General features: G+C 43.2%; 20 protein-coding genes. 13 read left to right on the top strand and 7 right to left on the bottom strand.

The annotated features are described in order from the left end of the window. Positions 1-30: 30 nt before the first annotated feature. Positions 31-1,464: a leucyl aminopeptidase family protein gene (locus tag AAE02nite_RS08845; protein WP_146897282.1), complete on the bottom strand. Its 1,434-nt coding sequence runs from the start codon at positions 1,462-1,464 to the stop codon at positions 31-33. A gap of 165 nt (positions 1,465-1,629) precedes the next feature. On the opposite strand from AAE02nite_RS08845, the gene rsmA reads away from it, so the two are divergent. The 6 genes from rsmA to AAE02nite_RS08815 all read left to right on the top strand — a co-directional run bounded on the left by rsmA (position 1,630) and on the right by AAE02nite_RS08815 (position 7,052). Beyond that, positions 1,630-2,409: a 16S rRNA (adenine(1518)-N(6)/adenine(1519)-N(6))-dimethyltransferase RsmA gene (rsmA, locus tag AAE02nite_RS08840; RefSeq protein ID WP_146897279.1), complete on the top strand. Its 780-nt coding sequence runs from the start codon at positions 1,630-1,632 to the stop codon at positions 2,407-2,409. Between the two features lie 4 nt (positions 2,410-2,413). Further along, positions 2,414-3,766: a magnesium transporter gene (mgtE, locus tag AAE02nite_RS08835; protein WP_146897276.1), complete on the top strand. Its 1,353-nt coding sequence runs from the start codon at positions 2,414-2,416 to the stop codon at positions 3,764-3,766. A 28-nt stretch (positions 3,767-3,794) separates the two neighbouring features. Beyond that, on the top strand, positions 3,795-4,754 hold the full coding sequence (locus tag AAE02nite_RS08830) for an NAD(P)-dependent oxidoreductase (RefSeq protein WP_146897273.1): 960 nt from the start codon (positions 3,795-3,797) through the stop codon (positions 4,752-4,754). Positions 4,755-4,929: 175 nt separating this feature from the next. After that, the gene (greA, locus tag AAE02nite_RS08825; protein WP_146897270.1) at positions 4,930-5,403 is read left to right on the top strand and encodes a transcription elongation factor GreA; all 474 of its coding nucleotides are present in this window, start codon (positions 4,930-4,932) and stop codon (positions 5,401-5,403) included. Between the two features lie 5 nt (positions 5,404-5,408). After that, positions 5,409-5,801, top strand: a complete 393-nt coding sequence (locus tag AAE02nite_RS08820; protein ID WP_146897266.1) for an HIT family protein — start codon at positions 5,409-5,411, stop codon at positions 5,799-5,801. A gap of 102 nt (positions 5,802-5,903) precedes the next feature. Continuing rightward, positions 5,904-7,052 (top strand): sugar phosphate isomerase/epimerase family protein, encoded by a 1,149-nt coding sequence (locus AAE02nite_RS08815; protein ID WP_146897262.1) that lies wholly within the window; start codon positions 5,904-5,906, stop codon positions 7,050-7,052. 374 nt (positions 7,053-7,426) lie between these two features. Here AAE02nite_RS08815 and ruvC read toward each other — a convergent pair whose 3' ends face one another. Continuing rightward, positions 7,427-7,996 (bottom strand): crossover junction endodeoxyribonuclease RuvC, encoded by a 570-nt coding sequence (ruvC, locus tag AAE02nite_RS08810; protein WP_146897259.1) that lies wholly within the window; start codon positions 7,994-7,996, stop codon positions 7,427-7,429. 106 nt (positions 7,997-8,102) lie between these two features. Here ruvC and AAE02nite_RS08805 point away from each other — a divergent pair, with 106 nt between their 5' ends. The 5 genes from AAE02nite_RS08805 (at position 8,103) to AAE02nite_RS08785 (ending at position 12,198) form a co-directional block, all read left to right on the top strand. Continuing rightward, positions 8,103-8,693, top strand: a complete 591-nt coding sequence (locus AAE02nite_RS08805; protein ID WP_146897256.1) for a DUF4202 domain-containing protein — start codon at positions 8,103-8,105, stop codon at positions 8,691-8,693. Between the two features lie 23 nt (positions 8,694-8,716). Continuing rightward, the gene (locus AAE02nite_RS08800) at positions 8,717-9,811 is read left to right on the top strand and encodes a ComEC/Rec2 family competence protein (protein WP_146897253.1); all 1,095 of its coding nucleotides are present in this window, start codon (positions 8,717-8,719) and stop codon (positions 9,809-9,811) included. 23 nt (positions 9,812-9,834) lie between these two features. Further along, the gene (locus tag AAE02nite_RS08795; protein ID WP_146897249.1) at positions 9,835-10,266 is read left to right on the top strand and encodes a Dabb family protein; all 432 of its coding nucleotides are present in this window, start codon (positions 9,835-9,837) and stop codon (positions 10,264-10,266) included. 247 nt (positions 10,267-10,513) lie between these two features. Then, positions 10,514-11,542 (top strand): DUF262 domain-containing protein, encoded by a 1,029-nt coding sequence (locus tag AAE02nite_RS08790; protein ID WP_146897246.1) that lies wholly within the window; start codon positions 10,514-10,516, stop codon positions 11,540-11,542. Beyond that, positions 11,542-12,198 carry an MAE_28990/MAE_18760 family HEPN-like nuclease gene (locus tag AAE02nite_RS08785; protein WP_146897243.1) on the top strand — a complete coding sequence of 219 codons (657 nt, stop codon included), beginning with the start codon at positions 11,542-11,544 and terminating at the stop codon, positions 12,196-12,198. The genes AAE02nite_RS08790 and AAE02nite_RS08785 overlap by 1 nt, the downstream gene beginning before the upstream one ends. Positions 12,199-12,352: 154 nt before the next feature. Here AAE02nite_RS08785 and AAE02nite_RS08780 read toward each other — a convergent pair whose 3' ends face one another. Then, a complete protein-coding gene (locus AAE02nite_RS08780) occupies positions 12,353-14,800 on the bottom strand; it encodes a T9SS type A sorting domain-containing protein (protein ID WP_170252556.1) in 2,448 nt (815 codons plus the stop codon). Between the two features lie 937 nt (positions 14,801-15,737). Between AAE02nite_RS08780 and AAE02nite_RS08775 the strand changes: the two genes are divergently transcribed. Next, positions 15,738-16,883, top strand: a complete 1,146-nt coding sequence (locus AAE02nite_RS08775) for a glycosyltransferase family 2 protein (protein WP_146897238.1) — start codon at positions 15,738-15,740, stop codon at positions 16,881-16,883. Between the two features lie 311 nt (positions 16,884-17,194). Here the strand turns inward: AAE02nite_RS08775 and AAE02nite_RS08770 are convergent, their stop codons facing one another. From AAE02nite_RS08770 to AAE02nite_RS08755, 4 genes are all read right to left on the bottom strand, one after another. Next, positions 17,195-17,503, bottom strand: coding sequence for a hypothetical protein (locus tag AAE02nite_RS08770; RefSeq protein WP_146897234.1), 309 nt, complete (start codon positions 17,501-17,503; stop codon positions 17,195-17,197). A 259-nt stretch (positions 17,504-17,762) separates the two neighbouring features. After that, positions 17,763-18,620, bottom strand: coding sequence for a dTDP-4-dehydrorhamnose reductase (gene rfbD / locus AAE02nite_RS08765; RefSeq protein WP_146897229.1), 858 nt, complete (start codon positions 18,618-18,620; stop codon positions 17,763-17,765). Positions 18,621-18,874: 254 nt separating this feature from the next. Further along, complete coding sequence (locus AAE02nite_RS08760; RefSeq protein WP_146897226.1) at positions 18,875-19,192, bottom strand: hypothetical protein; 318 nt, start codon at positions 19,190-19,192, stop codon at positions 18,875-18,877. Positions 19,193-19,494: 302 nt separating this feature from the next. Then, positions 19,495-19,704 (bottom strand): zinc ribbon domain-containing protein YjdM, encoded by a 210-nt coding sequence (locus AAE02nite_RS08755; protein ID WP_146897223.1) that lies wholly within the window; start codon positions 19,702-19,704, stop codon positions 19,495-19,497. Positions 19,705-19,873: 169 nt separating this feature from the next. Between AAE02nite_RS08755 and AAE02nite_RS08750 the strand changes: the two genes are divergently transcribed. Then, a complete protein-coding gene (locus tag AAE02nite_RS08750) occupies positions 19,874-20,323 on the top strand; it encodes a nucleoside deaminase (RefSeq protein ID WP_146897220.1) in 450 nt (149 codons plus the stop codon). Positions 20,324-20,599 lie beyond the last annotated feature (276 nt).

Raw genomic sequence — 20,599 nt, 5'->3', positions numbered from 1 at the left:
ATAAGTTATACGCAGGCGTAAGAATATAATTTAAGATAAACCGGAAGTTAAGTAACTGTAGAGCAGCCGTACCCCGCTGCCGGTGCCGTTTTTACCCCGGTAATTATCGCCCGTCGGAATGTAGGCCGTACCGGCAATATCCAAATGAATCCAGGGGTAATCGGTAAAATATTCGAGGAACTTACCGGCCGAAATAGCCCCGGCATCCGCGCCGCCCAGGTTCTTAATATCTGCAATATCCGATTCCAGGTGCTTTTGGTATTCTTCCCACAACGGCAATTCTACCAACCGCTCGTGCACTTCGTCGCCGGCTTTTTTAAAGGCCTGCACGGTTTCTTCAGGGGCAGTAGTCATCATGACCAACCCTTCTTTCCCAACCGCCCGGGCTGCCGAACCGGTTAAAGTAGCTAAATCAATTACCAATTCGGGCTGATATTTCTGGGCAAAGCATAAAGCATCGGCTAATATCAGGCGACCCTCGGCGTCGGTGTTCATCACTTCTACCGTTTTCTGGCTGAACATGGTAATTACATCGCCGGGGGCAAACGCCCGGCCGCCGGGACGGTTGTCGGTAGCAGGTATCAGGCCGATGACGTGCAAGGGCACTTTATTTTTGGCCAGTGCGTAAAAAGTACCCACTACAGCCGCTGCTCCCGCCATGTCCGATTTCATCCAGTCCATGCTGTTGGGCGTAGGTTTTAAACTCAGACCGCCGGTGTCGTAAACCACGCCTTTGCCCACCAGCACGTAGGGTTTGGTATTTTTAGCGTTTTCGGGTTTGTATTCCAGAATATTAAAAGTAGGTGGGTCCAGACTACCTTGGTTTACAGCCAGCAAACCACCCATTTTTAAAGCCTGAATTTGCAGCATGTTCAAAACTTCGGTGCTAAAGCCGGCTTCTTCGCCAATGGCTACTATTCTTTCGCTAAACTGCTCGGCCGATTGGTGATTGTGGGGTTCATTTACCAGGTCGCGGGCCAGGCAAACGCCGGTTAATATTTCCTGCAGTTCGTGTACTTCTTTTTCCGAAATGGTGCCGTCTGTTATAGTAATGGTGTGGAGCGGTGTGGCTTCGGATTTATCGGTTTTATGTTTCGTGAATTCGTAATTACTTAAAAATAAACCTTCGGCGAGGTAATAAGCTGCTTTGCTAAAGGTGCGGTCGGTTAGCTGAATTTCCGTTACTTTCCCTTCTTTCAGGTGCTTTTGCAGCGTAAAGCCGGCTTTCCGCAAATCTTCGTGGTAAAGTGCTACGTTTGGCTTCGCAGCGGCCACTACCAGGTAAACCCGGTGCGTATAACGGTTGAGTAATATTAATTTACTTTTCTGCGCCAGTTGCAGACTAATATATTCCTTTTCTTCCGGACTGAAATCTTCTGCCGGCGCCTCATAATCCGGCCCAATAATAATAGCTGTATCTATATTTTTACTTAATCTTGTATTGTATTTCAGCTGTGTTGGCATAGGAATCGTATCTTTAACCCGCAAGTTAATAAAGTTTGGCAAACGCAAAGCGCGATTCATTGGATTACCGTTTTATATACGACAATCGTTGCCGAACAGCTAAAAGTTAAGTGTTTATAGTACAACTGAATACGTTTTAAAAGGGTAAGAGCGCTAATATTGTTTATGCAAAAGGTAAGACCAAAAAAACATTTGGGGCAGCATTTTTTAACCGATCAGCAGATTGCCCGGAATATTGTTGACCTGTTGCAATTACCCCAGGAAACCCGCGACGTGCTGGAGATTGGTCCCGGTATGGGTGTACTTACCCAATACCTGATGCTGAAAAAAGATCTGGACCTGACGGTGATTGATATTGATGCCGAATCGATTGTTTACCTGAAAGAGCATTTTCCGGCCTTGCGGGGCAAAATAATACAGGCTGATTTTCTGAAGACCGATTTGGGCGGCATTTTTCCCCGGAGTTTAAGTATTATCGGTAATTTCCCTTATAACATTTCGAGCCAGATATTTTTTAGAGTATTGGACCACCGGCACCTGGTTACCGAAGTGGTGGGCATGCTGCAGAAAGAAGTGGCCGAACGGCTGGCCGCGCCGCCGGGTTCTAAGGTGTATGGCATCTTAAGTGTACTGCTGCAGGCCTATTATACCATTAAGTACGCGTTTACCGTACCGCCCCACGTTTTCGAGCCGCCGCCCAAAGTTCAATCGGCGGTAATCCGGCTGGAGCGCAACAGTACCGAATACCTCGGTTGTGACGAAAAGAAGTTTTTTGAAGTGGTAAAATTAAGTTTTGGTACCCGCCGCAAAACTTTGCGCAATTGCCTGAAGCCTTACAAACTGCCGGAAGCTGTTACCAGTTTGCCGGTATTTGATAAGCGGGCCGAGCAACTGTCGGTGGCCGATTTTGTGGAGCTTACCAAACTTGTAGAAGCCAATGTCTGAGTTTATGCCAGTAGAAATCACCCGCGAATATATCGATCAGGTTGAGGAGGCGATTGAGCAGCAAAATGCCGAATTTATTATTTCGAGCATGGAAGATATGTATCCGGCCGATATTACCACGGTGTTGTACGAACTGGATACTGCCCAATCGAAATACGTACTCGATTTGCTGGACCCCGAGGTAGGAGCCGAAATATTGAGCGGTCTGGATGCCGATGTGCGCACCAATTTTCTGAAATCGTTTACCTCCGAAGAAGTTGCCCGCTATGTAAACCTTATGGATTCGGACGATGCGGTAGATATTCTGAACGAGCAGAAAGTGCAGTCGCGGGAAGAGATTATTTCGTTCCTCGACAATGAAGAAAAAGCCGCCGATATTATTGACCTGCTCCATTACGAAGAAGATTCGGCGGGCGGGCTGATGGCCAAAGAGCTGATAAAAGTAAACGTAAACTGGCGGGTGCGGCAGTGCATCGAAGAAATCAGGCGGCAGGCCGAAGCGGTAGAACAGGTGTACGCCATTTACGTGGTAGATGACCGCGACCGCCTTATTGGCCGCATCGCCATGAAAACCTTAATTCTTTCGAACGACGATACACCCATTGCGGAATTATTCGACGAAGACGTAATCTCGATTGAAACTTACCGGAAAGACACCGAAGTAGTAGATATTATGCAACGCTACGACCTGGAAGCCATTCCGGTGGTAGATTCGCAGGGCAAACTCATGGGCCGCATTACCATCGACGACGTGGTAGATGTTATTCAGGAACAAGCCGAAACCAGCATTCAACTCATGTCGGGTATTACCGAAGACGTGGAGGAAGACGATAGCGTGTTGCGCTTATCGCGGGCCCGTTTGCCCTGGCTGCTGGTAGCCATGGTGGGAGGCTTGTTAGGCGCCGAGTTTATTCAATTATTCGATTCGGAAATTATGCTGGTGCCGGCCATGGCTGGTTTTATCCCGATTATTACGGCTACCGGCGGCAACGTAGGCATTCAGTCATCTTCTTTAATTATTCAGACCCTGGCCAGCAAACAAATTATATTCGATAACATGGCCCAGCGCTTAATAAAGGTGTTACTGGTAGCCCTGTTAAACGCTTTAATTATATCCTCGCTGGTAATGGGTTTTAATTTAATATTTAACGAAAACCCCCGGCTTTCCATTGTTGTATCCATTGCCTTATTCAGCGTGGTTATGCTGTCGTCACTGATGGGTACCCTGACACCCATGATTCTGGACCGGTTCGGAATAAATCCGGCCATTGCGGCGGGGCCATTTATTACTACCGCCAACGATTTGTTGGGTTTGGGTGTTTATTTTCTGGTAGCCCACTTCTTATTACACTTATAATATAATTATAAAATATTAGCTTGATTAAATGACGCCTTCTCCCATCTCTTGCCTGATTATCGACCAGATGCACGAGTCTATTGTGCCCATGCTGGAAGAAATTGGCGTAGCAGTTGATTACCGTCCGGAAATTAAAAAAGAAGAAATAAAAGCAATATTGCCGGCTTACCAGGGCCTGGTGGTAAGAAGTAAACTAAACATCACGGCCGACTTAATAGAAAATGCCGACCAATTGAAGTTTGTGGCCCGGGCCGGGGCCGGGGTAGATAACGTAAACGAAGCGGCTCTGGCGCAACTAAATATCGCTTTACTCAATGCACCCGAAGGAAATAAAGATGCGGTAGGCGAGTTTACCCTGGGTTTATTGCTGGCCTTGTTCCGGAATATAGTAAAAGCCGATAAAGAAGTACGGGCTTCCCAATGGCTGCGGGAGCCCAACCGGGGCGAAGAAATAATGGGCAAGACCATCGGTGTTATTGGTTACGGCCACATGGGCCGCGCATTTGCCCGCCGTTTAGCAGCTTTTGGTTGTACGGTTCTGGCCTACGACAAAGATGATGGCGTTACCGCCGATGAATTTGCCCGGTTGGTACCATTAGCCGACATATTTGCCCAGGCCGATGTCATCAGTTTACATATTCCGTTTACGCCCGAAAACCGGCATTTTGCCAACGGCGCTTTCTTTGATGCTTTCGCCAAAAAGTTTTGGTTTATTAACACGGCGCGCGGCGAAATCGTAAACCAGCCGGACTTAGTCGATTTCCTGAACCGCGGCAAAATAAAAGGGGCAGCGCTGGATGTACTCGAAAACGAAAAACTACGGACTTTAACCGAAGCGCAGAAAAATAATTTTGATTACTTAACTGCCGCCGGAAATGTAATCTTAACGCCTCATATTGGTGGTTGGTCGCACCAATCTTACGTTAAAATTAACCAGGTATTGGTGCAGAAGATTAAAGAATTGCTCCAAAAAAGCGCCGCTGATTAATTTATAAAGGCAGCCGCACCTAATTATTGAATACAGAATAAGGTAGCGGCCGGAGAATAAATTCTGCCGCCAATAATATTTACCTAATAGAATATTTTTCGTATCTTGCATTAAGAACGGTCTGCCGCAGACCGTTCTTTTTATTTTACCAGATGTTAATAAACGTATTATAATTATGGGAACTGTTTCTTATTACACTGCTGAGGGCTTGCAAAAGCTAAAAGATGAACTGGCAGAACTAAAGACAAAAGGGCGGGCTGAAGTGGCCCGGCAATTGGCCGAAGCACGGGACAAAGGCGATTTAAGTGAAAACGCGGAGTATGATGCCGCCAAAGATGCGCAAGGCCACCTGGAGTTAAAAATTGCGAAGCTGGAAGAAGTAGTAGGTAACGCGCGCCTCATCGACGATTCTAACCTGGATATGAGTAAGGCCCTTATTCTGTCGAAAGTAAAAATTAAAAACCTGAACAACGGCATGGTAATGGATTATTGCCTGGTTTCGGAAGAAGAAGCGAACCTGGCCGCCGGTAAAATATCGGTAAAATCGCCGATTGGCAAAGGCTTACTGGGTAAGTCGGTAGGCGATGTAGCCGAGATAACCATTCCGGCCGGTAAAATTAAATTCGAAATATTAGAAATATCGCGCTAGAAGTTATGGAAACAATCTTCTCCAAGATTATAAGAGGCGAAATACCAGCTTATAAAATAGCCGAAGATGATCGTTTTCTGGCTTTTCTGGATGTTAACCCGTTGCAAAAAGGACATACGCTGGTAATACCCAAAGAGCCAATTGATTATATTTTTGATTTGGAAGACCAACTGCTGGGCGATATGCAGATATTTGCCAAAAAAGTTGCCCACGCGATTAAGAAAGCAACCGGTTGTACACGGGTAGGGGTAGCAGTTATTGGTCTGGAAGTGCCCCATGCACACGTGCACCTGATTCCAATTAACCAGATGAACGATATGAATTTTGCACAACCGAAAAAACAGTTTACGGCCGAAGAGATGGCCGAAATAGCCTCTAACATACAAAAGAATTTATAAATTTAAAGGTTCAGCTAAAAGACCTTACCGTTGTTTTTCGGTAAGGTCTTTTTTATTTAATGCCGGATTGATAGATTAAAACCATTAAAAAACCTAAACGAAATGATGCAGGTACTAAATAATCCCATCTGGTTAATGAGTTCGGCTTTTGATAAATTAAAGCTGCCGGAATTAATTTCCCGCGCCCAGCATATTGGCGTGCAGGGAATTGATTTATGCGTTTTCCGGCGCGACGGCACCCGCCAGGACCACGTTGCCACCCACCTGGATTATGAAACATTTACCCTGGATGATGCCAAACGCACCCTGACCACGTTTAACCAGGCGGGTCTAAAGTTATCGGTTGGGGCTTTCGAAAACCTGATTGGCGGACCCGAAGCCGAACGCCGCAAAAACCAGGACCACCTGCTGCGACTCATCCGGATAGCGCATTTATTAGGCGGTGATGCTAACGATGTAAAAGTAGGCACCTTTGTGGGCTATAACCACGAGTTGGGCAACCAGGAAAATGGTTTTCAGAAGAACCTGGAAGAATACGCGCGGGTGTTTACGCCGATTATTAAATACGCCGAAGACTTAGGCGTAACCGTGCTCTACGAAAACTGCCCGATGGAAGGCTGGCGCTCAGCTTCTTATACCACTACCTTTAATAATTTAACCGGCGTGCTGGCCGCCCGTAAACTCATGTACGCCTTAATTCCGAGCAAAGCCCACGGCGAAATTTACGACCCTTCGCACGATGTATGGCAGCACGTAGATCCAGTAGCGGTGATGCAGGAAACAGATTTTTCGCGGCTGCACCGGATACACGTAAAAGCCACACGAAATCTGCAAAACCGTGTCCGGGCGCATTGGGGCAGTATGTATCCCATGCAAACGGTAGATAAAACGTTGGCCGAAAAAGCCGGCGTGCCTATTCCGGCGCACGATTGGGACCGCCACAACTACGAAGCCATGCTCCCGGGTTTCGGCGGCTCCGACAGCATGGATTGGCGGGCTTTTGTCGATATTATTAAAACCAAAGGCTTTTCGGGCCCCTTTGAAATCGAAAACGAAGCCAGGAACTCGAAAGATACCGGCAATTTAGAGGCCATTACCCAGGGTTTTAAAGGTGCCATTTATTCTTTAATGCCGATGCTCTGGCCGCTCGGCGAAGCCGGTTACCAATATGATAAAAGCAGCCAGAAACCTTTAGCCGAAATTACTACGAAAGATATTCCTGTAGTTACGATGGAAGAATTGGGTTTATAAAATAATAATTGCTGTGGCTCAAAGCTTTTTTAAGCAGTAATATTTAATCTGCAACAATATCTAATTTAAAGTTGTCATTCAGGAGGAAACTTGTTAGCAAGTCATGAACAGGTTTCCTCCTGAATGACAATGATTTATCTCACATTGTATAAACATTCTTCCATAAATGTACTATTGTAATAGCTTTTTGACCAGACTCGCTTTTGCTGGCGCGAGTGTTCCGCTCGTGCCTTATTTATTCATGGCCTTGTAAATCCACCTTTAGAATAAATATTCCCAAATAATAGTTGATGCGGCCAGACACCGAAGGAAAATATTTAAGATCGAGAAGCTCGCGAAACCGAATAATTATTATTTATTTAAGGCTAATCTAATTACTTAATCCGATCCGGGTTATCAGTCAGGAAGCTTTTCCAGGACTTGGTGCCGGCCTGGGTATTGACGCCTTTCTGGTAATGGTGGCACATAGCCACGGCCAGGGCATCGGTGGCATCAAATAATTTAGGTAAATCCGGGAGTTTGAGGGTTTGATTCAGCATGTGAGCCACCTGTTCTTTCGAGGCATTGCCGTTGCCCGTAATCGATTGTTTAATCCGTTTGGGCGCGTACTCCACGTAAGGAATATCGCGCGACAAAGCAGCGGCAATCGCCACCCCCTGAGCCCGTCCCAGTTTCAGCATGGATTGCACGTTGTTAGAATAAAACTGGGCTTCAATGGCCATTTCATCGGGCAAATATTGGTTTATCAGCTCAATGGTGCCATCGTAGATGCGCTTGAGCTTAACGGCATGGTTGGTTACCCGCTTCAGGTTAATGGTATCGTAGGTTAATACTTTAACTTTCGCGCCCGTTACTTCTATCAGGGCATAGCCCATTATGGTGGTGCCGGGATCTACGCCCAGAATCAGCTTGTTGGTTAAAAGGGTAGGGGTTGATCTTATCATGAACTTACAAAGCTACGAACATATCCAGAGCTTCTAAAATTCACGGCAGGCTAATTAATATTAACCTAAAACTTATACCTTTAAGGGGCTAAACAGAATATTTTACATGATTGCTGATCAAAACCGCTTTCAGGCGGCTATCCGCCGTTTCGACGAAGTTAACAGCGAAGACCCGAATGTGGAAGTTGCCGCGGGCATAACCTACCCCAAGGAAGTACTGTACGCCCAACGCATGACGGCTTGCCTGAACCGGGTAGCGCCCGACGCTTCGGAAGCGCTGCAACTGGCGGTGCGCTGCCAGCACATTCGGCGGTGGGCCATCCCGCGCCAAGATTTTCCGATGGATGTGCAGGGCTACAACAAATGGCGCAACAGCCTGAAGAAACACCATGCCGAAATAGCCGGACAAATATTACAGGAAGTAGGATACGACCCCGAAACTATTGAGCGGGTGCAGTTTTTGGTACAGAAACGGCAGCTTAAAATTGATCCGGAAGTGCAACTGCTGGAAGATATTATTTGCCTGGTATTCCTGCAGTATTATTTTCTCGATTTTGCCCGGCAGCACGGTGAAGCCAAGGTGATTGACATTGTGCAGAAAACCTGGCGCAAAATGACCCCGGAAGGCCACCAACTGGCGCTACAATTAGATTTACCGGCCGAGGCACAAGCATTAATAGGTAAGGCTTTGGCTTAGTTAAAAGTTAAAATAATAAATATATGAAAAAAAACAGGGTTTTATTCGCCGGCCTGTTTGCGGCAAGTGTATTGGTTTCGGGGTTTACGGTGCCGCTGCTGCGGCCCGAGCCAACCAAAAAAGCCGTAGCGGCAGCCGCCACCAATCTTACCATGTACTGGATTGATACCGAAGGTGGGGCGGCTACCCTGATTATTACCCCGGCCGGCGAATCGGTGCTGATTGATACGGGTAACCCGGGCGGTCGCGATTCCGAACGCATTTATCAGGTAGCCCGTCAAGTAGCCGGCCTGAAACAAATCGACCACCTGTTAACCACCCACTGGCACATCGACCATTTTGGCGGGGCTGCCGAACTGGCCGCTAAAATGCCCATTGTGGAAGTAATTGACAAAGGCATTCCGGCGAACTTATCAGAAGACAAAAACTTTGCCCAGAATATTCAGCCATATAAAGATATGACCGTAAAAAAGCGATCGCTGATAAAACCAAACGGAACCATACAATTGCAGAAACTGGCCAAAGGCTTACCCAACCTGAGTATCCGGTTTGTGGGAGTAGATAAACAATTTGTAGCGGTAGCTAAAAACTCCAAAGCAACGGATGGCTGCGAAAGCGCCACGGACAAAGCCCCTGATACTTCCGACAACGCCAACAGCACGGTGTTGGTAATGGATTACGGTCCGTTCCGGTTTTTCGACGGCGGCGACCTGACCTGGAATATTGAAAAGAATTTGGTTTGCCCCACCAACCTGGTTGGAACCGTAGATGTGTACCAGGTTAACCACCACGGCCTGGACCAAAGCAATAACCCGGTGCTGGTAAAAAGCTTAGCGCCAACGGTTAGCATCATGAATAACGGCACTCGCAAAGGCTGTGGCCCCGAAACGGTAAAAACGCTGCGCAACACGCCCAGCATTCAGGCCGCTTACCAGTTGCACAAAAATATCCGCCAGGATTCGGAGTATAACACACAGGAAGGTTATATTGCCAACCTGGAAGAAAACTGTAAAGCCAATTTTGTTAAATTGACTGTGGCGCCCGATGGTAAAAAATATACCGTCAGCATTCCGGCTACGAAGCACGAGAAAACCTTTACCACCAAAACTGTTCACTAATATTTCTAATTGCCAAAGTTTACATGAGAAAAAGATTTTATTTTTTACTGGTTGCCCTGCTTTGGTGCGGCGCCATAACTTCCGCCATGAGTCAAAATAAAACTAAACCCCAGGCCAAACCAACAGCCAGCAAGCAGAGCGACGAAAAACTGCTGCGCCACGTGGTAATATTTAAGTTTAAAGATTCCGCCACGCCCGCGCAGGTAAAAGAAGTAGAGCGGGCTTTCTCAGCGTTACCGAGTAAGATACCTACCATTATTGGTTACGAGTGGGGTACCAATGTAAGCCCCGAGAACCTGGCCCAAGGCTACACGCATTGTTTTTTGGTAACCTTTAAAAATGCTGCCGATCGCGATGCATACCTGCCACATCCCGCCCACAAAGAGTTCGGCAAAATATTAGGCCCGCACCTGGATAAAGTGCTGGTGATAGATTTCTTTGGAGCGAAGAATTAAATTAATTGATTCAACCCCGGCTCTGGGTATAATCTTGTAATACAAAGCCTTGTAAGTAATTACTGCAAGGCTTTGTTGTTTTTTAGAGAGTGGCTGAGAGAACTAAAAAGGTTAGTGTTTCATTTCACTCTATTTTAATTATTTTAAATCAAGAGAATTTTATAATTTGAAATTATAATAGAAGTTCTGTAATTTTTAATAATCTATTTCATTCTTCTTCCTTTTTAACTCCTCAAAACTTAAACTAATGGATTTTTTAGCACAATTAAGCGAATTAAAAAGACAAGTTGATTTTAACACTTATGATATTAGTGTAAAGGAATTAATTTCCATGCATGAAGAAAGTATCATAAACATTGCCCCTGATTACCAAAGGCAATTCCGGTGGAAAGATGAAAGACAATCTGCATTAATTGAATCAATATTACTAGGAATTCCAACACCTAGTTTATATATGGCAACGAACCTTGATGGTACTTGGGAATTAATAGATGGAGTACAAAGATTAAGCACTATTATTCATTTTGCAGGCACGCCTGGTGCTAAAAGAAAAATTTTGTTAGATAATTCTTTAGTACTTACTGGTTTAAAGAAATTAAGTACTTTCATAGGAAAAAGCTTTGAAGCCTTGCCCAAAACTGTACAATTAGATTTTTTATTAAAACCAATGAAAGTAACTACCCTTAGCGATAAGAGTGACTTACAAGTAAGATTCGACCTTTTTGAGAGATTAAATACAGGAGGTATAATTTTATCAAATCAAGAAATAAGAAGTTGTGTCTACAGAGGAGCTTTTAATGACTTCTTGAAAGAGTTAGCTAAGGACCAAAATTATAAGAAAGTAGTAAAGGTTTCATCTACACAGGAGTCTGATGGTACAAGAGAAGAATACGTTTTAAGATTTTTTGCATACCTTAATAATTACCAAAATTTTGAACATAGTGTAGTAGACTTTTTAAATGAGTTTATGGGAAAGGCAACTAAGAAGTTCGACTATAAAGAGGGAGAATACATTTTTAGGGAGACTTTCAGACAATTAGCTGGTCTACCTAACGGAATTACCCGAGGTAAAGGGACAACTCCGGCCAATTTATTTGAAGGAATTGCAGTTGGCGCAGCGCTAGCAATAAAAGAAGCAGGGCAATTAAAATTAAACAATACTAGAGAATGGATAGAAGGACCTGAACTAAGGTATTCAACAACAGGTGCGACAAATTCAAAGCCTAGAGTAGAACACAGAATAATGTATTCTAAAACTAAGTTCCTTGGGTTATAATGTTTAGTATCATAAAGTCTAATTCAGCGTCAAGAATAACTGAAATTAGAGAATATATAGAGTTTATCGACCCACTAATTCCTAAACCACCTGTTACAACTCCAAGATTTCTAAACAGCGCAAAGGGGCTAGTATTTGTACAATTATATGGTGTTATAGAATATACAGTATTAACAACAATATCAAAGACTATAAATCTAATTAATAGTGCTGCAGTTACCTTAAATGATGTAAAACCAATTATCTTAAGTTTAGCCTTAAATTCAGAATTAGAAGCTATTTACGGAGCACCTAAGAAAAAGTGGGATAAAAGGCATGAATTATTCAAAATCTTTGAAATTAATCCTTTTGTTGAAATTTCTGAAGACATATTACCCACTGATGGTAAAAACATTCACTATCCTCAATTAGAGAGTATTTGGAAAATTTTTTGTTTAACGGATCCTATATTCCATGATGTTACTTTCCGAGGACGATTACAAGACATTGTTTCAAATAGAGTAAATATCGCCCATGGAAATCAAGCTGCTTCTGAGGTTGGGTCAAGAGTTACTACTAATGATTTAAGCATTAGGCTTGATGATGTTTCAAAATTTTGCTCTTACTTTATAACAGTATTTGAAGAATACATAGAAAAAGAAAAATTTAAAAAATAAATTGAAGTTGACTAATTTTAATTTATATCGTATTAGGTGTTTTTACAAGCCTCCTAATCATCCTTAGCATAATAAAGAAAGCAAAAGCCCCAATTTTTACAATCGAGGCTTTTACATAAAATCAAAAAGTTAGCGATATTAAATTCAACTATAGTTACTCACCAATAATCAGTCGTTTCGTAAGTATTCCTTCATCAGTTATCAATTTGAGCAGGTAAATGCCCTTGGCATAATTACTTACATTTAATTCTAAATCCAGTGCTTGGGTTGCCTGGGCTTTTCCGGCAGCAATACTTTTTACCTTGGCTCCCCGGATGTCATATAAATCTAAATTATAGGCACCTGCCTTAACCACGCGGAAGGAAATGGTAGCCCGGTCGGTGGCCGGATTCGGGTAAGCCGTTAGGGTAATTCCTTTTTCGAATAAATCACTCGCCAGGCTGGGGTTTTTCGTGGCAAGCATTTGGTTAGCGCCCGCAGTTCCCACCTGAACACCGATGTTAGCGGTGTTGCCATTGGCATCGGTAACGGTTACAAAGTAAACACCAGCCACTACACGGGTTAAATCCTGGCTGCGGGCTCCCGCATTCCACAGGTAAGTAAAAGGGCCAACGCCGCCATTCACCGTTAAATCTATAAAACCATCGTCGGCCCCGCCGGTTGATACGTCCTGGTAGGCAAGGGTAAGGGTTAAAGGTTGGCCGGGTGCCGATATGGTAACGGAAGTAGTAGCGGTTTCGCCCAGATTGTCGGTTACGGTTACAGTATAGGTACCGGCGGCTAAATTAATTAAATCTTCGGTAGTGGCGCCGTTGCTCCAGCTAAAGGTATATGGGCCGTTGCCGCCAAGCACACTTAAATCTACCGAGCCACTTTGCCCGCCGGCTACCGAAGGATTTAGGTGAGACGTGGAAAGCGTGAGCGGACTGTTTTTGCGGCCCACGTAAACCGTAGTCATGGCGGTGCAGTTTTTAGCATCGGTAACCGTTACGGAATACAAACCCGGCGAGGCCAGGCCCAGGTCCTGGGATGCTGCACCGGCATTCCAGCGGTAAGTATAAGGAGCAGTACCACCTATAACGGTTAAATCAATGGCACCCGCGCCAATAAATGGTCCGCTGGCCCCGTACCAGGGTTCTGCCTGAATAACCTTGGTTGTAAGCGCCAGATTGCAGGTGCCAGCCGGCGGCGTGTTATATGCCCGGAGTTTTACGACCCAATAGTCACTTTGGCCTCTGGAATTCTCACTTTTGTCACCACTAGCGTTAGAAGAAGAAGTACCGCCAAGAATAAATCCTCCATCAGCGGTTTGCCCTATAGAATTTAATTCATCTGTGGCATTTCCCCCAATAGTCTTATCCCATTCCTTTATACCCGCAGCATTTAATTTTACAGCCCAGTAATCGTTACCTCCTTTAGAATTTTCTGTTTTATCGCCACTGGCATTAGCATCAGAGATTCCGCCTAAAATATAGCCGCCATCGGTTGTTTGCTTTAAAGTTGGAAAGCCATACCCGGGAATGGTTCTATCCCATTCTTTATCACCATTGGAATTCAGCTTTACCACCCAATAATCGGCAAAAGCTCCTTTTAAATTCTCGGTTTTATCACCTCCGGCATCCGAACCGGAAACACCAACTAAAACAAAGCCACCATCGGCGGTTTCTTGTAAATAATTTAGCCATTCAATACCATTGCCGCCAATCGTTTTTTCCCATTCGATATTGGCAGAAGCATCCAGTTTTACTATCCAATAATCAGTGCCACCATTAACACCCTGGCTTTTGTCTCCGCTAGCATCAGAGGTAGACCAACCACCAAGTATATATCCACCATCACTTGTTTGCTCTACAGCGTACAACCAATCACCATTACTGCCGCCAATCGTTTTATCCCATTCCTTTGTGCCGTTAGATCTCAATTTAACTATCCAATAATCACCTAAACCTTTAGAATTTTCACTTTTATCACCACCAGCGTCAGAGAAAGAAAATCCACCCAAGATATAGCCGCCATCTGTTGTCTGTTGAACAGAATATAAATGATCCCAATTACTCCCTCCAACTGTTTTATCCCATTCTTTTATACCTGCTGCGTTTAGTTTTACTACCCAATAATCATCATTGCCAAAATTTCCAAAACCTTTAATATTTTCGCTTTTGTCACCGTTGGCATCAGAGTCTGATGGGCCTGCCAAAATATAACCGCCATCTGAGGTTTGCTGTAACGATTCTAAGCGGTCATTACCATTTCCTCCTATTGTTTTATCCCATTCTTTTAAACCTGCAGCATTTACTTTTACTACCCAAAAGTCATAATTACCTAAATTACCTCTTGCATTTTCACTTTTATCTGAACCTGCATTAGAAAGAGAAGAGCCTCCCATAATATAGCCACCGTCTGAAGTTTGCTGAATATATTGTAAGTCATCATAATTATTCCCACCAAGCGTTTTGTCCCATTCTTTGGTAGGTTGCGCCAGTAGGTTTGTTAGGGAAATACCATATACAAGAAGCGTTAATAGACTTATAAAAGAAGCCTTTTTAACAGGTTTTAGGTTTGTATAACCAGGAATTTGATAGTTGGTTAATTGTCTTTTCATTTTCGGTTTCATTTAGTTTTTGTGGTGGATTTATTTACAAGCGTTTAATGCGATATTTACCTAATTATAATTCGCTTATTATTGGTGGTTTTTACCTGGCGGATAAAGACAAATTGTTCTTTTATCGGTCAGGCTAGAAGTTGGGAAAGTAATTTTAAGCTGAATTTTATTCAGTTAAAGTCTGGCGAGGTTAGGTGTCCTGAAATGAAAAGGTTAATCTTTTCTTTTCCCGGATACAGGATACAGAAACGGGGAGTACATGCCTGTTTTTCTTTAGAACACCTGCTTTTAAATCAATTCCTGCAGGTTAGATACCGGCAAAATTTTGTTTTTCAGGGCATTATTATGGTTAAAAAACAGATTTAGCCGGAGTTTAAAGAAGAGTAGGCTTGCCGCCCGGGAGTTTTGTCTCAAAGGATCATCAATAGCTTTATTGGAGGGTTCAACATTTATCTTATAAAACCAAAGGTACCCACACCCGGAAGTGTGTAACGGGTTGAAAAAAAGCTGATTGGCCTAACCTGCTCGTTGTTTGTTCAGGAATATGAAGAAGAGGTATAATTTTTTACCAGTTTGATAAAGACCTGATAATAATTAACCTATGTAATATAGTGCAAAAAGTAGATATAAAATATTAAATATTTTAATAAAAATATTGGTTATGTCCTAAAAATGGCTTTGATTTGAAATTCTACCTGTTTTTACCTTCAAAATAATAACCTGAGAAGGAAGCAAAATAAAAAGGCGTTTAATCTTTTAACTCTTAATCAGGTCTTGGTAATAATTGTATTTTAAAACCAAAGTAGGTAACCGTTGTACCTTCGAGTGAAAGCCATTAAACAGTTTAAGCCTCCTTACTGATTGGCTGATAATTTGAACAGTAATAGAATTTGGCTTTTAGGTTTAACAATTTCCTCCGTTAGCAGTTAATAAATGTATGCTACTATTCTGGTATGGCTTGCTGAGTACAATTTATTGGGTGTGCACCAGTATTTATTTGTCGGTTAACCGGCGAAAAATTAAGTTTCTGACCGAAATACCGGCGGCAATTTCGGATACCAAACCGGGGGTGGCAATAATTATACCTGTCCGGAATGAAGAAGCGAACCTGGAAGAAGCCCTGACCAGTGTTTGCCGTTTAAACTACCCGAACTACCGCATCCTGGTCATTAACGATCGCTCTACCGACCGCACACCCGAAATATTGCGCCGGTTTGCCGGCAACGAACCCAGAGTTACAGTGGTAACTATAGAAGAACTGCCGCCCGGCTGGTTAGGTAAAAATCACGCGTTGTACCAGGGCTTTAACCAGAGCCGGGAAGAATGGATGCTTTTTACGGATGCCGATGTAGTTTATGCGCCCGAAGCCCTGGACAAGGCCATGCATTACGCTCAGCAGCAACAGCTGGATTATTTAACCATTCTGCCCGAAATAAAATCCAGATCAAGCGTTTTGGTGGGGGTTATTTCTACTTTTAAAATAATGCTGGAATTTAAACTGCGGCCCTGGGATGCCCGGAAACAGAATACCAAAGCGTATATGGGGGTAGGGGCATTTATGTTACTGAAAAGAACGGCATACGAAAAAGCCGGTACCCACCAGGCCATTGCACTGCGGCCCGATGATGATTTGAAATTAGGCGAATTAGTTAAAAAAGCCAGGTTCCGTTTAGATGTTTTATACGGCGATAAGCAAATTGGGCTGGAGTGGTACACCAACATCCGGGAATTTACCCAGGGGCTCATGAAAAATACTTTTTCAGTGGCCAATTACAACATATTTATTGCCCTGGTTGGTGTGGTGGGTACTTTGCTGGCCTTTGTTTTACCCTGGCCGTTGCTGCTACTACTGGGTGGCCCTACCGAACGTTTCATGGTTCTCTTAATATTTCTTTCTCAGTTGGCGCTCTACCTGCCCTGGAAAAGCATGGCCATTAAATGGTGGCATGTTTTGCTTATGCCCTTAGCCGGGCTCCTCATTTCTTATATTATTCTCAAATCTACTTACTTAACGCTTAAACAAGGCGGTATTTACTGGCGCGACAGTTTTTATCCTTTATCAGAACTCCGAAAGAACGCTTAGTTTATACTGCGTAAACAGAATATGCTTTAACTGGTATAGACTTCGAATCTAAGACCACTATTAAATAGAAAATGTGCCTAAAAACGAGTTCTGGTTATCCTGAGCCTGTCGAAGGATCTAAAACAGCATTATAAATTAATATTCAACTATTTCGACAAGCTCAACAGAACTACAATATTTTAAGCGCATAAACCCACTAATATTAGTATAGAATGGGTAAAGTTATTTTCGGTAGAAAATAAAAAGCCCCGGTACCTGAGTTGGTCCGGGGCTTTCTGTTTTCATTTATAGCCCTCATCAGGCCAATACTATTAATACACTTTTAAGGTATTAATGCATTTATCAATATCTTCGATGGCATATTTCCGGCTCCGGGTTATTTTATCTTCCAGGTAAGACGGGCTAAAGCTTTTGTTATATAAATAAGGATCGATGTATTTATTGGAATTAGTTTTAAGTGCGCTGAAATCCTGGCTATAAACCAATTTGGGCTGGAAAGAAATAAGTACGTTTACGGCGGTCTGAATATTGTCTCTTAAAGAAGTTAACCCGCCTTTATCGTAGTTTAAAGCTTCCATTTTCTTTTTAATCTGTTCTAACTCCCTGATTATCTTCTGCATAATTTTTCTATTTTAATAAAGATACGAATAATAATCGGATAAACAGGTATCGGAAGATTCTGGTAGTGGCAATAAGCGTGCAAATGCACGTAAGCCAAAGCCGAATAATTATATTTTCAGCATTATTTTTATTCGCTAAAAACGTTTTCCAGTAAAGCTTCTGGTACTTTCCCAAAATAGATTTTAGAATTAGAGGAAGACTGAAAAGTCAAAATAGCCCTTCTAACCTAAAATTTATAATTTCTAATTTGGTGAAGCACTAGTTATTTAATTTCTCCAGGCATTTGGCCAGGCTATCGCGCCAGTACGGCACCTCTATGTTTAAATGTTGCTTTATTTTAGCTTTGTCCATTACCGAATAGGCCGGCCGGACCGCTTTGGTTATGTATTCGGCGGTACGCACCGGGATTACGTTAGCCGGTATTTTACTTAGTTCAAAAATATTTTTGGCGAAGTCGTACCAGGAAGTTAGGCCTTCGTTGCTGTAATGGTAAATGCCATAGTGTTGGCTGCCTTGCTTAATAATAGTTAGGATACAACGCGCCAGATCTACGGCGTAAGTAGGGGTACCCACCTGGTCCCAGATAACTTTCAATTCGGGCCTTTCCCGCCCGAAACGCAACATGGTTTTTACAAAATTATTGCCGTACTCTGAGTATAGCCAACTGGTGCGCAGAATATAATAACTGGTTAAATATTGCGGAATTATTTGTTCGCCTTCTAATTTAGTAAGGCCATATATATTAATCGGCTCCGTCGCATCGGTTTCAGTCAGGGGCAGGTAACCGGTACCGGAAAAAACAAAATCGGTAGAAACATGTACTAACGTAGTATTAAACGCACGGCAATATTGGCTTAGATTTTCTACGGCATCGCGGTTAAGCTGGCGGGCTGTTTCGGGTTCGTCTTCGGCTTTGTCAACGGCGGTGTAAGCGGCGCAATTAATGCAGTAAACCGGTTCGTATTTCTGAAAAGTCGCCTGTAAAGAAATATTGTCTAAAATATTAGCTTCGGATTTAGTTAAAAAATAAATATTATCTATATTCTTTTCAGGAGCCACAGCCTGCAGGCATTGCCCTAATTGTCCTGATGCACCAAAAACAATGATATTCCCCATTAATTAGAAAGTTTGAGAGCTTAATTCCGGTTTAAATAATTAAGCAACAACAGAAAAATATTGCTAAACCGGACGGCAAATTAACAAATTGTTGAGAACAGATAAACGGTTTAAGCGGGAAATATGCCGGTTAGAGTCAGTAGGTGCTAAATTGTTCTTCTTAGATGGCTGCGGTAGTAATAACAAAAGACCCGGGGGATGCCCGGGTCTTAAAAAAACAGAATACCTTCAAATTTTTAAAAAGCAGCCAACTTCTATTGGTCGCTGTGATCTAAGCCAGCGTTGGGCTGGTTGTTGCGGAACTGTTTATCCGAACTGTCGGCGCCGCGCGCATCCGAAGGGTTCCGGTGCGTGTGATTTAATAAATCGGTGGCTTCATTTTCCTTGCCTTTTTTGGCGCCGCCAGTGCTGGCTTCCCGGCTGGGTTTATTCTCGCCCCGGGTATTTGCGGCACCGCCGGCTACCGGTCCTTCGTGTTTGCCGGGTTGTTGTCCGCTTACGCCTACGCCTTTGCCGGTACTATCGTGCTGGGCCTGACTTTTTCCTTCCTGCTTATCTACTCTGTCTGCCATAATCTTCTTTTTCTATCTGGTGAAACATTTTTCCAATATACCGGAAGTAACTCCGGGAGATTTATTTACGCACAAACAGCCTACTAAGGTTAGAAATATTATATTTTATCCTGCGAGCCAGGCCCGCCAAATAGGTTTGTACAACAATATATTTTTCTAAAGCCTTAAAATCCATTCTAAATATTGCCTGCTAAAAACCTATTATTAGCAGCTTCAGGCTTTATTAAGCCCTCTTTTTCTAACTTAGGATGAAATAGAGACTTGTCTATAGAACAAAAAATACCAAGAACAGCTTTACCAGGTTATAACTTTTTCAGGAAGGCTGTTTTTAACACAATATTAGAACCATCTACCCGGCAATCTACTTCATCCGGATCATCGGTCAGCCTTATTTTTTTGATGGTGGTGCCTCTCTTCAGGGTCATGGACGAGCCTTTTACTTTTAAATCTTTGATTACGGTTACGGCGTCGCCGTCCTGCAAAAGGGTGCCATTGCTATCTTTTACTTCCATAAATGGGTTTAATATTTTATTATTTACAATATGGCTGCAAAGATGACGAAAATTAAAAGAATATTGCTGTTTGAAATAATGGGTGAATTATTCAATAGCTAAGTTTAACTTTTAGACCAGGTAAAAGTACAAAGCCGTTTGGATGGACCTTGTTAAATAAAAGTAAGTAATGCACGAACATTGGATGAGAATTTGTCTGGAACTGGCCCGGGAAGCCATGCAAACCGGCAATGCCCCGGTGGGTGCGGTGCTGGTTAGGAACGGGAAAGTGATAGGCGCGGGCCGGGAAGCTGGCAAAACCAACCAAGATATTACTTGCCATGCCGAAATTGAAGCCATCCGCCATGCTATTAGCCAAGGTTATTCTGATTTTTCAGAAGCTACTTTGTATACTACCCACGAGCCTTGTATCATGTGTTCCTATGTTATCCGGCACCACAAAATTTCTAAAATTATAATGGGGCTGGCAGTACCGGAGGTTGGTGGCTATACTTCGGCTTACCCTATTCTTAAAGCCACCGCTATCACCCGCTGGGGGCCAACGCCGGAAGTAATATTCGGTACTTTAAAAGAAGAATGTGCCGCGCTTAATCAGGAGTTCAAACTGCGGAATAACTGAAATATTTACCATTTTAAATACCGCCAGCCGCCGAAAAAATACGGTTCTGCCTACAAGACAATATTCGGATTTAATGAAAAATATCAATTGGTTAATGCGCTTACATTATTGTAGTCCTGTTGAGCTTGTCGAAATAGCTAAATATTGATTTATAATGCTGTTATAGATCCTCCGACAGGCTCAAAATGACCAAAGCTTGTTTTTAAGCGCATTTTTCTATTTGATAGTAGCATCTGTAATACCATTTAAAGTCTTAATGAAACCAGAATAAATTTG

It is taken from the genome of Adhaeribacter aerolatus (assembly GCF_007991635.1).
GTDB classification, from domain to species: Bacteria; Bacteroidota; Bacteroidia; order Cytophagales; family Hymenobacteraceae; genus Adhaeribacter; species Adhaeribacter aerolatus.
Note: the sequence above shows the minus strand (reverse complement) of the source record. Positions and strands in the feature narration are given on the sequence as shown.